This is a genomic window from Enterobacter sp. A103, from assembly GCF_034427535.1.
Classification (GTDB): domain Bacteria; phylum Pseudomonadota; class Gammaproteobacteria; order Enterobacterales; family Enterobacteriaceae; genus Enterobacter; species Enterobacter asburiae_B.
In genome coordinates this window covers 71,314-84,986 of the sequence record NZ_JAXQPQ010000001.1, presented here as the reverse complement: position 1 = coordinate 84,986, position 13,673 = coordinate 71,314, and the positions used below count along the sequence as shown (strand labels likewise).

The following is a 13,673-nucleotide window of genomic DNA, read 5'->3' as shown; positions in this document are numbered from 1 at the left end:
CTACCTTTACTCATCGTATGAAATTTAACGCTGAATAACATTTATATGAACCGACGATTATACCACTTCAGATATATGTAACAGATTATTACAAACGTATTGCCAGATGGGGCAGGATAGTGAACATTACCCGCCGTTTCTCCTCCCAATATAACTATAAGGCGTATGGACTACGGCCATCGCGCTATGAACACCCCCGTTAATATGGGATGTAAAAAAAGAGGTATATGTGTCTACTGCAAACAATAAACCAACAGATGAAAGCGTGAGTCTTAACGCTTTTAAACAGCCTAAAGCGTTCTATCTCATCTTCTCTATCGAGTTATGGGAGCGTTTTGGTTATTACGGCCTGCAAGGGATCATGGCGGTTTACCTGGTAAAACAGCTGGGTATGTCCGAAGCCGATTCCATCACGCTGTTCTCTTCCTTTAGTGCTCTGGTGTACGGTCTGGTCGCTATTGGCGGCTGGCTGGGTGATAAAGTCCTCGGGACTAAACGCGTCATCATGCTGGGCGCCATTGTCCTGGCGATCGGCTATGGTCTGGTTGCATGGTCAGGGCATGATGCCGCTGTCGTGTATATGGGTATGGCGACGATTGCCGTCGGTAACGGTCTGTTCAAAGCGAACCCGTCCTCCCTGCTTTCTACCTGCTATAACAAAGACGATCCGCGCCTGGACGGTGCATTTACCATGTACTACATGTCCATCAACATCGGTTCGTTCTTCTCGATGCTGGCAACCCCATGGCTTGCGGCGAAGTTCGGCTGGAGCGTGGCGTTTGCGCTGAGCTTCGTGGGCATGCTGATCACCGTGGTCAACTTCCTGTTCTGCCGCAGCTGGGTTAAAGACTACGGTTCAAAACCTGACTTCGAGCCTGTGCATATGGGCAAACTGCTGGCCACCATCGTGGGCGTTGTTGTCCTCGCGGCAATCGCCACCTGGCTGCTGCACAACCAGGGTATCGCCCGTGCCGTTCTGGGCGTGGTTGCGCTGGGTATCGTGGTTATCTTTGCGAAAGAAGCGTTCGCCATGCAGGGTGCTGCCCGTCGCAAGATGATTGTGGCGTTCATTCTGATGCTGGAAGCGATTATCTTCTTCGTGCTGTACAGCCAGATGCCAACCTCACTGAACTTCTTCGCCATTCGTAACGTTGAGCACTCAATTCTGGGCATCGCGTTCGAGCCGGAACAGTATCAGGCGCTGAACCCGTTCTGGATCATGATTGGTAGCCCGATTCTGGCCGCTATCTATAACAAGATGGGCGACCGTCTGCCAATGCCGCACAAGTTTGCTATCGGTATGGTGCTGTGCTCCGGCGCGTTCCTGGTGCTGCCGCTGGGTACCAAATTTGCCACCGACGCGGGTATCGTGTCCGTTAACTGGCTGATCCTGAGCTACGCGCTGCAGTCTATCGGTGAACTGATGATCTCCGGTCTGGGTCTGGCGATGGTTGCACAGCTGGTGCCGCAGCGTCTGATGGGCTTCATTATGGGTAGCTGGTTCCTGACCACTGCCGGTGCGGCAATCATTGCGGGTAAAATTGCGAACCTGATGGCTGTGCCGGAAAACGTCACTGACCCACTGGTCTCCCTGAACGTCTACGGTACCGTGTTCATGCAGATTGGTATCGCGACTGCGGTTATTGCAGTTCTGATGCTGCTGACCGCGCCGAAACTGAATCGTATGACTCAGGACGACGACAAGACGGCTGAAGCGACCAAAACCGCTACCGCGTAAGATTATTGAGAAACGACAGAACAGAAGCCGCTAATGCATTAGCGGCTTTTTTTTTGTCCGTTGGCGCACTAACATAGCTGAAACCTCAGCAAAAAGGAGTTACCGATGAAACTGTTCTACAAACCGGGCGCGTGCTCTCTTGCTTCCCACATCACCCTGCGCGAGAGCGGCAAAGATTTCACGCTGGACGGCGTTGATCTGATGAAAAAGCGTCTGGAAAATGGCGATGATTTTCTTGCCATTAACCCCAAGGGACAAGTTCCGGCGCTCTTGCTGGATGACGGTACTCTGCTGACCGAAGGCGTCGCGATTATGCAGTTCCTGGCCGATAGCGTACCCGATCGCCAGCTGCTGGCACCGGTGAGTACCATTTCTCGCTATAAGACGCTGGAATGGCTGAACTACATTGCAACCGAGCTGCACAAAGGATTTACGCCGTTGTTCCGCCCGGATACGCCAGAGGAGTTCAAACCAACCCTGCGTGCGCTTCTTGAGAAAAAGCTGCAGTACGTTAACGAATCGCTGAGAGACGAACAGTGGATTTGTGGTTCGCGCTTCACGATTGCCGATGCGTATCTGTTTACCGTGCTGCGCTGGGCGCGCGCGGTTAAGCTGAACCTGGAAGGGTTAGACCATATCGCATCGTATATGAAACGCGTGGCGGAGCGTCCTGCAGTGGCTGCGGCGCTGAAAGCGGAAGGGTTGAACTAACCGAGCGGCCTGTGTTGCCGGGTGGCGCTAACGCTTACCCGGCCTACACGTTTTGGCTGGCTATAACCGGGTTGCGCTGAAATAGTGCTCCGGCTTCGCGATACGATCCTGTGCCGCAACCACCTGCAGTTCATATTCCTGCATCTCTTTCGTCGCAATCATGATTTCGTACACCGCCGCGGTAACGTGTTCCAGCGCGTCGCGCATCGTCGCCCCCTGCAGTAATTTCACCAGCAGCAGACCACTCGTAACATCTCCGACCCCAACCGGCTGGCGCAGGCCGAAATCCACCAGCGGACGGCTAATATGCCAGGCGTCATCTTTCGTCACCAGAAGCATCTCAAAACGGTCCTGACTCAGCCCTGCGCGGGCGAGATGTTTTACCAGCACCACCTCAGGCCCCTGAGCGATCAGTTCGCGAGACGCGCTTACCGCCTCTTCTACGCTGTTAACCGGACGCTCGCAGAGAATTTCGAGCTCGACCAGGTTTGGCGCAATGATATCGCTGGCGGGCAGCGCGTGGCGGACGTGAAACTCTGCGACGCCTGGCGCCACGATACAGCCTTTCTCCGGATGGCCCATGACGGGGTCGCAGAAGTATTTTGCCGCCGGGTTTGCGGCTTTCACCTGACGTACGATGCCGAGGATATGCTCCCCCTGCTCCGCTGAGCCGAGGTAGCCGCTCAGCACGGCGTCACAGCGTCTGAGCTGGTCGATATCGGCAATCCCCTGCACAACCTCGGTGAGGTGCGAAGGCGGCATTACGCAGCCGGTCCATTTGCCGTATTGCGTGTGGTTAGAGAACTGCACGGTATTAAGGGGCCAGACGTTGACGCCGAGGCGACGCATCGGGAATTCCGCGGCGCTATTGCCAGCGTGTCCAAAAACAACGTGGGACTGAATGGCGAGGATGTTCTTCATTTTTTTCTTACCAAACCCTGAAAAAACAAAAGGGGCGTGGTTTCCCACGCCCCTGGAGACTGTTAATTATTTCCAGCAGACAAGGCAGTAGTTTTTCTTACCGCGACGCAGCAGCGTGTAGCGACCATACAGACGGTCACCGTCAACGAAGGTGTATTCCGGGTCGGCCTGTTTCTCGCCGTTGATGGTAATAGCGTTAGACGCGATGGTTTTACGCGCCTGACCGCGCGAAGGCTGGAGCTCAGAGTCCACCAGCGCCTGCATCAGGTCAGCCCCTTTTTCCATCTCAACCATTGGCACGCCGTCCTGCGCCAGCTGTTCGAAGTCCGCTTCGCTCAGATCGCTCAGGGTACCGTTGAACAGGCTTGCGGTAATACGTTTTGCCGCGGCCAGACCTTCTTCACCGTGAACCAGTTTGGTGACTTCGTCCGCCAGCACGTACTGGGCGCGCGGTGCTTTACCGCTGTTTTTGTCTTCTTCTTCCAGCGCGTTGATGTCTTCGATGTCCATAAAGGTGAAGAACTTCAGGAAGCGGTAAACATCGGCATCCGCCGTGTTGATCCAGAACTGGTAGAATTTGTACGGGCTGGTTTTCTTCGGATCGAGCCATACCGCGCCGCCTTCGGTTTTCCCAAATTTGGTGCCGTCTGCCTTGGTGATCAGCGGAACGGTCAGACCGAAGACCTGGTTCTGGTGCAGACGACGTGTCAGGTCGATACCGGAGGTGATGTTACCCCACTGATCGGAACCGCCAATCTGCAGGGAAACGCCGTGCAGCTTGTTCAGGCAGGCAAAGTCATAGCCCTGCAGCAGGTTGTAGGAGAACTCGGTAAAGGAGATACCCTGGTCGTCACGGTTCAGACGCTGCTTCACGGCCTCTTTGTTAATCATCTGGTTAACAGAGAAGTGCTTGCCGATGTCGCGCAGGAAGGTCAGCACGTTCATGCTGCCAAACCAGTCGTAGTTGTTCGCGGCAATGGCAGAGTTTTCACCACAGTTGAAGTCGAGGAATGGTGCAACCTGTTTGCGGATCTTATCCACCCACTCCTGCACGGTATCTTCGGTGTTCAGTTTACGCTCAGCGGCTTTAAAGCTTGGGTCACCAATCAGGCCGGTCGCGCCGCCCACCAGCGCAACAGGCTTATGGCCCGCCATCTGGAAGCGTTTCAGGCATAACAATGGAACAAGATGCCCCAAATGCAAGCTGTCAGCGGTGGGATCGAAGCCGCAATAGAGCGCGATCGGGCCTTGCGCCAGTCGCTCTGCTAACGCTTCCTCGTCCGTCACCTGGGCCACGAGGCCCCGCTCTTGCAATTGTTTAATCAAGTTACTGCTTGCCATCAAATTCTCCATGTATAAACGACTGCACCTTTGCCGGTACACGACTTTTCGCCTGATGCGAAAGGACAATAGAATAAAGCGCAAGCGCGGTGTGCGCTAGCGCTTAAATCAACAAATTTCGGGGATTACGGTGCCAGTCTGTCGATTTTCCAACCGCCATTCTCGCGCTGGTATAAAAAGCGGTCGTGCAGGCGATGTTCGCCCCCCTGCCAGAACTCCATCTGCTCAATCGGGATGCGGAAACCGCCCCAGAAGCTTGGCAGAGGAATTTCACCCTGCTGGAACTTCTGTTTCAGCTCCAGGAATTTACTTTCCAGCACGCCGCGGGCAGAAATTCGGCTGGACTGTTTTGATACCCAGGCGCCAATCTGGCTGTCACGGGGGCGGCTGTGAAAATACTTCACCACTTCCAGCGTCGAGAGACGTTCCGCCTTGCCGGTGACCATTACCTGACGTTCCAGCATGTGCCAGGGGAACAGCAGGCTGATACGCGGATTGTTTTCTAAATGGTGCGCCTTGCGGCTGCCGAGGTTGGTATAGAACACCAGCCCTTTCTCGTCATAATGCTTGAGCAATACGATGCGCTGATACGGTTGGCCGTTTTCATCCACCGTCGCGACAACCATGGCGGTTGGGTCGGCGAGTTTCGCTTCGCAGGCCTGTTTCAGCCAGCGTTCAAAAAGCACGAGGGGTTCAGCGGGGAGATCCTGGCGACGCAGGCCGCCTTTAGTGTATTCACGGCGCAGATGCGCAATTTGCTGCAGTTCGTCGTTATCTGACATGGCGTTAGCTGACATTGAGAGTGGGTGGCGCTATTGTGCGCCGCCCCTGTAAAAATCTCAACGCTTCGGATTTTCGAGCTGGCAATTGTTCAGCACAATGCGGTCGCGTTTGTAGACCGTGGCGCTGTCGCCTTTTGACCAGAAGACGTAAATACCGTCGGTATAACGCGCGCCGGAGGCTGACATCCCCTGCTTCAGCGTCAGCAATTTATTGTCATAAACAAAGCTGGCTTCCTGACGTGGGTTATTCAGCTTGACGGTCAGCGGTTTTTCATCGCAGCGATACTCCAGCGTATCGGTCTGCATGCGCTCAAGGAGCTGGTTATAGACGCTGCATCCTGACAGCAATAAAGGCGCGGCAATAAGAAGAAGTTTTTTCATGGGCGTATTCCGAAGACTTTCCTGGTCCTGGAGGGCATGGCTGCCCTCCTGTTTCGTTCCATTCTAACGATGACGCGCCGCGCTGAATTTCAGTTAACTCTGATTATGACGAGGATTTGCCGGGAAAATCGCCCCGAGGACGCTCGCCTCACGCGCGCCGGTTACCGACGGCAAGTTGCCCGGCAGTCCGGCAATGGTGCGCCAGGCGAGCCAGGCGAAGGCCAGCGCCTCCATATCATCCCCGCTGATGCCTGCCTCATCGGTCGTGGTCACTTCGGTCCCCGACAGTAGCCCCGCAAGACGCGCCATCACCAGCGGGTTGCGGCCTCCTCCGCCGCACACCAGCAGGCGTTCACATCCGCCGCTGAGCAGAACCTGTTCGGAGATCGACACGGCCGTCAGCTCGGCAAGCGTCGCCTGGACATCCTGCGGCGCGAGCGCCGGGAATGGCGCCAGCTGACGCTCAAGCCAGCCCAGGTTGAAGTATTCACGCCCCGTGCTCTTAGGGGCCGGCAGGGCAAAATAAGGATCGCTCAGCATCGACTGCAGCAGCGGAATAATCACTTTTCCCCCGCTCGCCCACTCGGCGTTTTTATCATACGGTTGTCCGCGCTGCCGCCAGATCCAGGCATCCATTAACATATTGCCCGGGCCGGTATCGTAGCCGCGGACGGGCTGCCCCGGGATGAGCATCGACAGGTTGGCAATCCCACCAATATTGAGCACCATGCGACGTTCTGTAGGGTGCGCCAGTAACGCCTGATGGAACGCGGGTACCAGCGGCGCGCCCTGCCCACCAAGGGCGATATCGCGACGACGGAAATCGCCTACCACCGTCACGCCCGTCTTCGCCACAATCTGGTTGTTATCGCCGATTTGCAGGGTATGCGGGGCATCTCCGCCGGGCTCATGCCAGACCGTTTGTCCGTGACACCCGATGGCCACCACATCCTGCGGGCGAAGATGTTCTTTTTGCATCAAAGCCTGCACCGCATCCGCAAACAGCGCCCCCAGGCGAACATCAAGCTGTCCAAGCTGGGAGAGGGTCAGCTGCTGCCCCTGACAGATACTCAGAATATCCTCTTTCAGTGAAATGGGGATTGGCCAGGTCAGGCTCGCCTGCTGCGCCACCATGTTTTCGTCAATGGCGGCCAGAACGACATCTACCCCATCCAGACTGGTGCCTGACATCACACCAATGTAGCGACCCGATTTCATGCGCTTTCCTTACGTTGCGTGGGCTAAGGATATCCACTCAACCATAAACGGCGCAGCTTTGCCATCCGGCGATAATATTTTTTAACAATGTCAGACGGGTAACATGGGCGGATCCTGTTTATGTCTCGTTAAGTCAAATTCAAGTACAATTTTCTTATTGTTAGTGCAAAGATATGAACTATGGCCCCTTATGCCATATAATTTAGCCATAACGGATGCCCCCAATCGGGCGTTTTTGGTGAACAGGAGATTCAAATGATTTTACGTGTACTGGGCGTTTCGCTGATTGGTTTAACTCTGGCTGGCTGTGTGAATGACAGTTCACTTTCTGGCGACGTTTACAGCGCTTCTGAAGCGAAACAGGTTCAGAACGTGACTTACGGTACCGTTGTTAACGCACGCCCTGTACAGATCCAGGGCGGTGATGAAAACAACGTGATGGGCGCAATCGGCGGTGCCGTGCTGGGTGGTTTCCTGGGTAATACCGTCGGCGGCGGCACTGGTCGCTCTCTGGCAACGGCCGCAGGCGCCGTTGCGGGTGGTGTAGCCGGCCAGGGCGTTCAGGGTGCGATGAACAAAACCCAGGGCGTAGAGCTGGAAATTCGTAAAGACGACGGCAGCACGATCATGGTTGTTCAGAAACAAGGCAGCACTCGCTTCTCTGCAGGTCAGCGCGTTGTTCTGGCAAGCAACGGAAGTCAGGTGACCGTTTCACCACGTTAATTAAAAATGGATGTGGCCATCAGGCCACATCCATTTACATTATTTATCACTCCCACAAATATATTTACAAAATACATTCACCCTACCTATTATTAACCACGCCATATATTGTTTCTGCGCAAAGTATTTAGCGTGCTAATTGATTACACTCTCCGCAATACCCTCCCCTTAATTCATTATAAAGTCATTAAAACCATATATGTTTGCGAATCGCCGTTCTTTAAAGGGCCGTTATATCTCGTTCTGTCTAGGTTGTATTGCTGTTATCGGCATATTACACGCCCTGTTTTCAAAAATTGCCGAATGGGTTCCTACCTTTTCGTCTCACTTGTTCCCTACGCTCACCATTTTTTTACTGGTGTTTGATCTGTTTATTGCCTGTTTTATGGCAATGAAATACTGGTGTGACCGAAAACGGTTGTATCTGGTATCGCTCGCTTTTGCCTTTGCCGGGTCGGCATCGCTGATGGTCGGAACGCTGTGCAGCTTTCCCGCCTGGCTGGACCTCTATCAGTTCAACGCGGTGAACTACAACGATGCGATGATTTTCTATATGTTCCGCCATCTCTTAATGGCGGTGCTAATAATCGTTTCGTCAATACTCTATACCACGCGCAATTGTCCCCTTTCGCGGCTGGCACATATCGCTATTGTGAGCGGCGAGTTTCTGTTTACCGTCTTTGCAGTAGGTTTGGCCTGGATGTATTCCAGTCATTCTTCCTTTTTATCCATTGATCTTGTTGATAATGAAACCCGTGAGTTTATGGTTCTCTGGAGCCACTTTATTAATATTGCATTGATTGCACTCTGGGTGGTCACATTAGCCACGCTGATGTTTATTACGCGTATACGCAACTTATTTTGGGTGGGCGGTAATTTTCTGTGCGTCTGCTATATCGTCACGCTCTCAATGCTGTTAGTGGGTGGACATGTTGAAGATGTCTCCTGGTATCGCGCTCGCTTATTTGAAACCGTCGCCACGCTGATGATCATTTTTGTTCTGCTCTACGATGTTTTCAGGCTGTATCGCGACTCGCACGTTAAGTATCAGCAGTCTTACCAGAACTCCATTCGCGACCCGCTGACGCGCCTGTATAACCGCAGTTATTTTTATGAAACATTAAAGCAGGCGCTGGATATCGCCAAACCCAGCCGCCCGGTTTCCGTCATCGTCAGCGATCTCGATCGCTTCAAGCGTATCAACGACACCTACGGGCATCTTCAGGGCGACAAGGTCCTGCAGTTTGTCGCTAATCTGCTGATGGATTCCGTGCGCCCCCAGGACATCGCGGCCCGTATCGGTGGTGAGGAGTTTGTTCTGATGCTGGCCAACACCTCATCAGACGCGGCGTACCAGGTGGCGGAACGCATACGGTTAAATCTGAGCAGCTTCGATAACGCCAGCAGCGGCGGTCAACTACCGGAGCCAATCACCATCAGCATGGGGGTGTTTACGGCAACGTCACCCGCAATAGCCGCAGAAACGTGCGTGGAAAATGCCGACAAAGCGATGTATGAAGCGAAGGAGACGGGCCGTAACCGCGTGGTCGTCTTTAGGTAAAAAAAGGCCTTGCTGCTGCAAGGCCTTGTTGTTTGTCAGTCGCGCGACTGTAGCTCATGGATGTTTTGCTCAAGGCGCCCAATGAGGCTGATGAGCATTTCCAGCTCCGCCGGTGAAACGCCTGACAGGATTTCACCGCGCGTCTTAGTGATCACGGCTTCCATTTCCGTGATGATAGGCGCCGCTTTCTCGGTGAGTTTAATCCGCTTGGCGCGACGATCGCTGGCGCAGGTTTGCCGCGAGATCAACCCCTTCTCTTCCAGCTGGTCAAGCGTGCGCACCAGCGACGGTTGCTCAATCCCTATCGCTTTTGCCAGTTGAATTTGCGACTGTTCGGGCGGCAGCTGATGAATGTTGTGCAGCGTGACCCAATGCGTCTGTGTGAGTTCCAGAGGTTTCAGGCGATGGTCAATCAGAGCACGCCAGACGCGTACCAACCTTGCCAGATCAGAACCTAATGGCGATTCCAATTTCATCTCCTTATAATTAGCTTGCTAAGTTATTATACTGATTTTAGAATAGTGTGCAGCATTTGTATTGCCAAAACAAATGCAATACTGCATTCATCGAACTTAAAAGTATGACTTACACTGAATTGTGATGCTTCATCATACTAAGACAAGCCAACGCGGCATTCTGTTCACTGCAAAGGATTTCTGCCCGTGACGTTTTTTCATCGCTCAGAGGGTTTACCCCTTCAGGACCTGATCTTCGGTGCGTCAGTCTACTTTCCTCCCCTGTTTAAGGCCGTTCTGGTGGGCTTTATCCTCTGGCTCATCGCGCATCGTCTGCTTCGCGACTGGATGTACTCCGGCGAAATCTGGCATCCCATGCTGATGGATCTTTCCCTGTTTGCCCTTTCCGTATGCCTGGGCCTTGCCGTTTTGACTGTGTGGTGAATATGTCCCTTAAAACGCTAAAGTACTTTTCCACCCTGTTAGTCCTTGCCCTCGCGCTGGTTGCGGGCTGGTGGATGTGGAATTTTTATATGCAGTCGCCCTGGACGCGTGACGGCAAAGTCCGCGCCGAGCAGGTCAGCATTACCCCTCAGGTGTCGGGAAGTATTACGACGCTGTTGGTTAAGGATAACCAGTTCGTCAAAAAGGGAGACATTTTATTCCGCATCGACGACACCCCGTACCACATTGCGATCCTGAACGCCCAGGCGCAGCTGGCTAAAGCCCAGTCGGATCTGGCAAAGGCCAACAACGAGGCCAACCGCCGCCGCCACCTGTCGCAAAACTACATCTCAGCGGAAGATTTAGACACCGCCAATATCAACGTTAAGGCGATGCAGGCTAGCGTCAACGTGGCGGAGGCGACGCTGAAGCAAGCGCAGTGGCAACTGACCCAAACCGTGATTACGGCACCTGTTGATGGATGGGTGACCAACCTCTCGGCCCGCGTGGGGAATTATGCCACCACGGGACAACCGATATTCGCCCTCGTCGACAGCCACTCCTTCTACGTCGTGGGCTATTTCGAAGAGACCAAGCTTCGGCATATTCGCGAGGGTTCGCCAGCCGCAATAACGCTTTACAGCGGCTCTAAAAAGTTACAGGGTCACGTTTCCAGCATTGGCCGCGCCATTTACGATCAGAGTGTTGAAACGGATTCAGGCCTGGTGCCGGACATAAAGCCGAACGTTCCCTGGGTGCGTCTGGCCCAGCGCGTTCCGATTCGCGTGGAGTTTGACCGCTTGCCGGAGGACATTACCCTGGTATCCGGCACCACCTGCACTGTCTCCATCGGAAACCGGTGATGAAGCTGCAGGGTCTCTCCTGGCAAAACACGCCGTGGATGAAAGCAACGCGTCCCCAGTGGCGCTACGCGCTGCGTAACGGCATTGCCATGTGTCTTGCGTTGACTGTGGCTTATTACCTTAACCTGGATGAGCCCTACTGGGCGATGACGTCTGCGGCGGTGGTCAGTTTTCCGACGGTAGGCGGAGTGATCAGTAAAAGCCTTGGCCGCATCGCGGGCAGCCTGCTGGGCGCCACCGCGGCGTTAATTATCGCGGGCCATACGCTGAACGATCCGTGGCTGTTCATGCTGAGCATGGCGGCATGGCTGGGGTGCTGTACCTGGGCCTGCGCCCATTTTACCAATAACGTCGCCTACGCGTTTCAGCTGGCGGGCTATACCGCCGCCATCATCGCCTTTCCGGTGGTTAACGTGCTCGACACCACCGAGCTGTGGGATATTGCCCAGGCGCGCGTCTGTGAAGTGATTGTCGGGATCCTCAGCGGCGGCTTTATGATGATGATCCTCCCCAGCACATCCGACGGCACCGCGCTCATCACCGCGCTAAAAACCATGCATACCCGATTACTGGAACACGCGAGCCTGCTGTGGCAACCGGATTCCAGCGACGATATCCGCCTCGCGCATGAAAAGGTTATCGGACAGATCCTGACGATGAATCTGTTGCGCATTCAGGCGTTCTGGAGCCACTACCGCTTTCGCCGCCAGAACACACTTCTTAACTATCTGCTGCACCAGCAGCTGCGCATGACCAGCGCCATCTCCAGCCTGCGCCGGATGCTGCTCAACTGGCCGACGCCGCCTGAAAATACCCGGGCCGTGATTGAAACGCTGCTCGCGGCCCTTGCGCGCCCGGATGCGGACATTTACACCGTAGCGCGGATTATCGCCCCACTCGCCCCGGTTGATGAGTACGACTACCGCCATCGCGCCTTCTGGCAGCGCCTGAATTACTTTTGTCGGCTGTACCTGCGCAGCAGCCGCTGGATTACGGCCGTCGAAAACGCGACCCCATTGACGGAGTTCAACGTCCCCGGCAGCCCGGCACTTGCGCGCCATACCGACTATCTGGAAGCGCTGTGGAGCGGTTTTCGCACCTTCTGTGCGCTGATGCTGGTGGGGGCGTGGAGCATTACCACGCAGTGGGAGTCCGGTACGGCGGCCCTGACGCTTGCCGCCATCAGCTGCGTGCTTTATTCCGTCGCGGCCTCGCCGTTCAACTCGCTTACGCTGCTGCTGCGCACGCTGGTGCTGCTGTCGCTGTTCAGCTTCGTGGTGAAGTTTGGCCTGATGGTGCAGATAAGCGATCTGTGGCAGTTCCTGCTGTTCCTGTTTCCCCTGTTAACCACCATGCAGCTTCTGAAGCTGCAAATGCCTAAGCTGGCGGGCCTCTGGGGACAGCTGATTGTCTTTATGGGCTCGTTTATCTCCGTGACGAATCCACCGGTTTATGATTACGCCGATTTTCTCAATGATAACCTGGCGAAGATCCTCGGCGTGGGGCTGGCGTGGCTGGCTTTTGCGGTGTTACGTCCCGGCTCCGATGCACGCAAGAGCCGCAGGCATATCCGGGAGCTACGCAGAGGGTTTGTCGACCAGCTCAGCCGTAAACCGCATCTGAGCGAAAACGAGTATGAATCGCTGGTCTATCATCACGTCAGCCAGCTGAATAACAGCCAGGACGCGCTGTCCCGGCGCTGGCTGCTGCGCTGGGGCGTGGTGCTGTTAAACTGCTCGCACGTGGTCTGGCAGCTGCGCGCGTGGGAAACGCGTTCCGATCCGCTGTCGCAGGTTCGTGATGTTTGCATCTCCCTGCTGCGCGATGTAATGAGCGAGCGCGGTGTCCAGCAGAGGCCGCTGGAAGCCACGCTGAATGAACTGCAGCGGATCTGCGATACGCTGGCACAGCATCATCTGCCCGCAGCCCGTGATTTGGCCTCAATAATCTGGCGCCTGCACTGCTCGCTGTCGCAGCTGGAACAGGCACCGCCACCGGGAACGATTGGGGATCAGATCACGCCGCACGCATAGCGTGCTCCGCCGCCGCCAAGCGGTTTAGGCCGATCGGACATATTGTCGCCGCCGACATGGATCATCAGCGCCTTGCCTTTCACCTCATCCAGCTTTTTCAGTCGCGGCGCGACAACAGGATCGGTGGCTTTACCGTCGTTATTCACCACCAGCACAGGCAGATCGCCTAAATGCCCCATTCCTTCAGGGCCTTCATGCTTGCCGGAATGCTGCGGATCGAGGTGCCCTCCTGCCGCTTCCGCCGCAGACGGTTTACCTTCTTTTAAAGCGGGCTGACAGCTGCCTTTGGCATGAACATGGAAACCATGTTCACCGGGAGGGAGGGCTTTGAGGTTGGGGGCGAACTCCAGCCCTTTATCGGTTTCAGTGATTTTCACCGTTCCGATGGACTGACCCACACCCTGTGGGGTGACGAGATTCATTTCCACTTCGTCACTGGCTGCCTGCGCCCCTGCGCAAACAACCAGCGTGACCAGTGCCAGAGCAAAACGCTTCATAGTGA

General features: G+C 55.0%; 14 protein-coding genes. 7 read left to right on the top strand and 7 right to left on the bottom strand.

Annotated elements, in window-relative coordinates; genetic code table 11:
- Positions 1-229: 229 nt before the first annotated feature.
- Positions 230-1,738 (top strand): dipeptide/tripeptide permease DtpA, encoded by a 1,509-nt coding sequence (gene dtpA, locus SPH27_RS00430; RefSeq protein WP_033145330.1) that lies wholly within the window; start codon positions 230-232, stop codon positions 1,736-1,738.
- Between the two features lie 105 nt (positions 1,739-1,843).
- Complete coding sequence (gene gstA / locus SPH27_RS00425; RefSeq protein ID WP_048979515.1) at positions 1,844-2,449, top strand: glutathione transferase GstA; 606 nt, start codon at positions 1,844-1,846, stop codon at positions 2,447-2,449.
- Between the two features lie 60 nt (positions 2,450-2,509).
- Here gstA and pdxY read toward each other — a convergent pair whose 3' ends face one another.
- The 5 genes from pdxY to anmK form a co-directional block, all read right to left on the bottom strand.
- Positions 2,510-3,370, bottom strand: a complete 861-nt coding sequence (gene pdxY / locus SPH27_RS00420) for a pyridoxal kinase PdxY (RefSeq protein WP_033146525.1) — start codon at positions 3,368-3,370, stop codon at positions 2,510-2,512.
- A 66-nt stretch (positions 3,371-3,436) separates the two neighbouring features.
- A complete protein-coding gene (gene tyrS / locus SPH27_RS00415; RefSeq protein ID WP_033145328.1) occupies positions 3,437-4,711 on the bottom strand; it encodes a tyrosine--tRNA ligase in 1,275 nt (424 codons plus the stop codon).
- Between the two features lie 125 nt (positions 4,712-4,836).
- Entirely contained in the window at positions 4,837-5,493 is a 657-nt protein-coding gene (gene pdxH, locus SPH27_RS00410; protein WP_024909355.1) for a pyridoxamine 5'-phosphate oxidase, read from the bottom strand.
- Between the two features lie 57 nt (positions 5,494-5,550).
- Positions 5,551-5,874: a C-type lysozyme inhibitor gene (mliC, locus tag SPH27_RS00405; RefSeq protein ID WP_023335447.1), complete on the bottom strand. Its 324-nt coding sequence runs from the start codon at positions 5,872-5,874 to the stop codon at positions 5,551-5,553.
- Positions 5,875-5,967: 93 nt separating this feature from the next.
- Entirely contained in the window at positions 5,968-7,092 is a 1,125-nt protein-coding gene (gene anmK / locus SPH27_RS00400) for an anhydro-N-acetylmuramic acid kinase (protein WP_182071187.1), read from the bottom strand.
- A gap of 255 nt (positions 7,093-7,347) precedes the next feature.
- On the opposite strand from anmK, the gene slyB reads away from it, so the two are divergent.
- Together slyB and SPH27_RS00390 are read left to right on the top strand one after the other, a co-directional pair.
- A complete protein-coding gene (slyB, locus tag SPH27_RS00395) occupies positions 7,348-7,815 on the top strand; it encodes an outer membrane lipoprotein SlyB (RefSeq protein ID WP_008500578.1) in 468 nt (155 codons plus the stop codon).
- A 199-nt stretch (positions 7,816-8,014) separates the two neighbouring features.
- Positions 8,015-9,376, top strand: coding sequence for a GGDEF domain-containing protein (locus tag SPH27_RS00390; RefSeq protein ID WP_182071186.1), 1,362 nt, complete (start codon positions 8,015-8,017; stop codon positions 9,374-9,376).
- A gap of 35 nt (positions 9,377-9,411) precedes the next feature.
- On the opposite strand, the gene slyA is transcribed toward SPH27_RS00390, so the two are convergent.
- Positions 9,412-9,852 (bottom strand): transcriptional regulator SlyA, encoded by a 441-nt coding sequence (gene slyA, locus SPH27_RS00385; RefSeq protein ID WP_033145325.1) that lies wholly within the window; start codon positions 9,850-9,852, stop codon positions 9,412-9,414.
- A 186-nt stretch (positions 9,853-10,038) separates the two neighbouring features.
- Between slyA and SPH27_RS00380 the strand changes: the two genes are divergently transcribed.
- From SPH27_RS00380 to SPH27_RS00370, 3 genes are read left to right on the top strand one after another with little or no spacing between them, the layout of a single operon-like run.
- A complete protein-coding gene (locus tag SPH27_RS00380; RefSeq protein ID WP_032657739.1) occupies positions 10,039-10,275 on the top strand; it encodes a DUF1656 domain-containing protein in 237 nt (78 codons plus the stop codon).
- A gap of 2 nt (positions 10,276-10,277) precedes the next feature.
- Complete coding sequence (locus SPH27_RS00375) at positions 10,278-11,138, top strand: HlyD family secretion protein (protein ID WP_182071185.1); 861 nt, start codon at positions 10,278-10,280, stop codon at positions 11,136-11,138.
- A complete protein-coding gene (locus tag SPH27_RS00370) occupies positions 11,138-13,171 on the top strand; it encodes an FUSC family protein (RefSeq protein WP_039262329.1) in 2,034 nt (677 codons plus the stop codon). Before SPH27_RS00375 ends, SPH27_RS00370 begins: the two co-directional genes overlap by 1 nt.
- Here SPH27_RS00370 and sodC read toward each other — a convergent pair.
- A complete protein-coding gene (gene sodC / locus SPH27_RS00365) occupies positions 13,150-13,668 on the bottom strand; it encodes a superoxide dismutase [Cu-Zn] SodC (protein ID WP_047061660.1) in 519 nt (172 codons plus the stop codon). The genes SPH27_RS00370 and sodC overlap by 22 nt on opposite strands.
- Positions 13,669-13,673 lie beyond the last annotated feature (5 nt).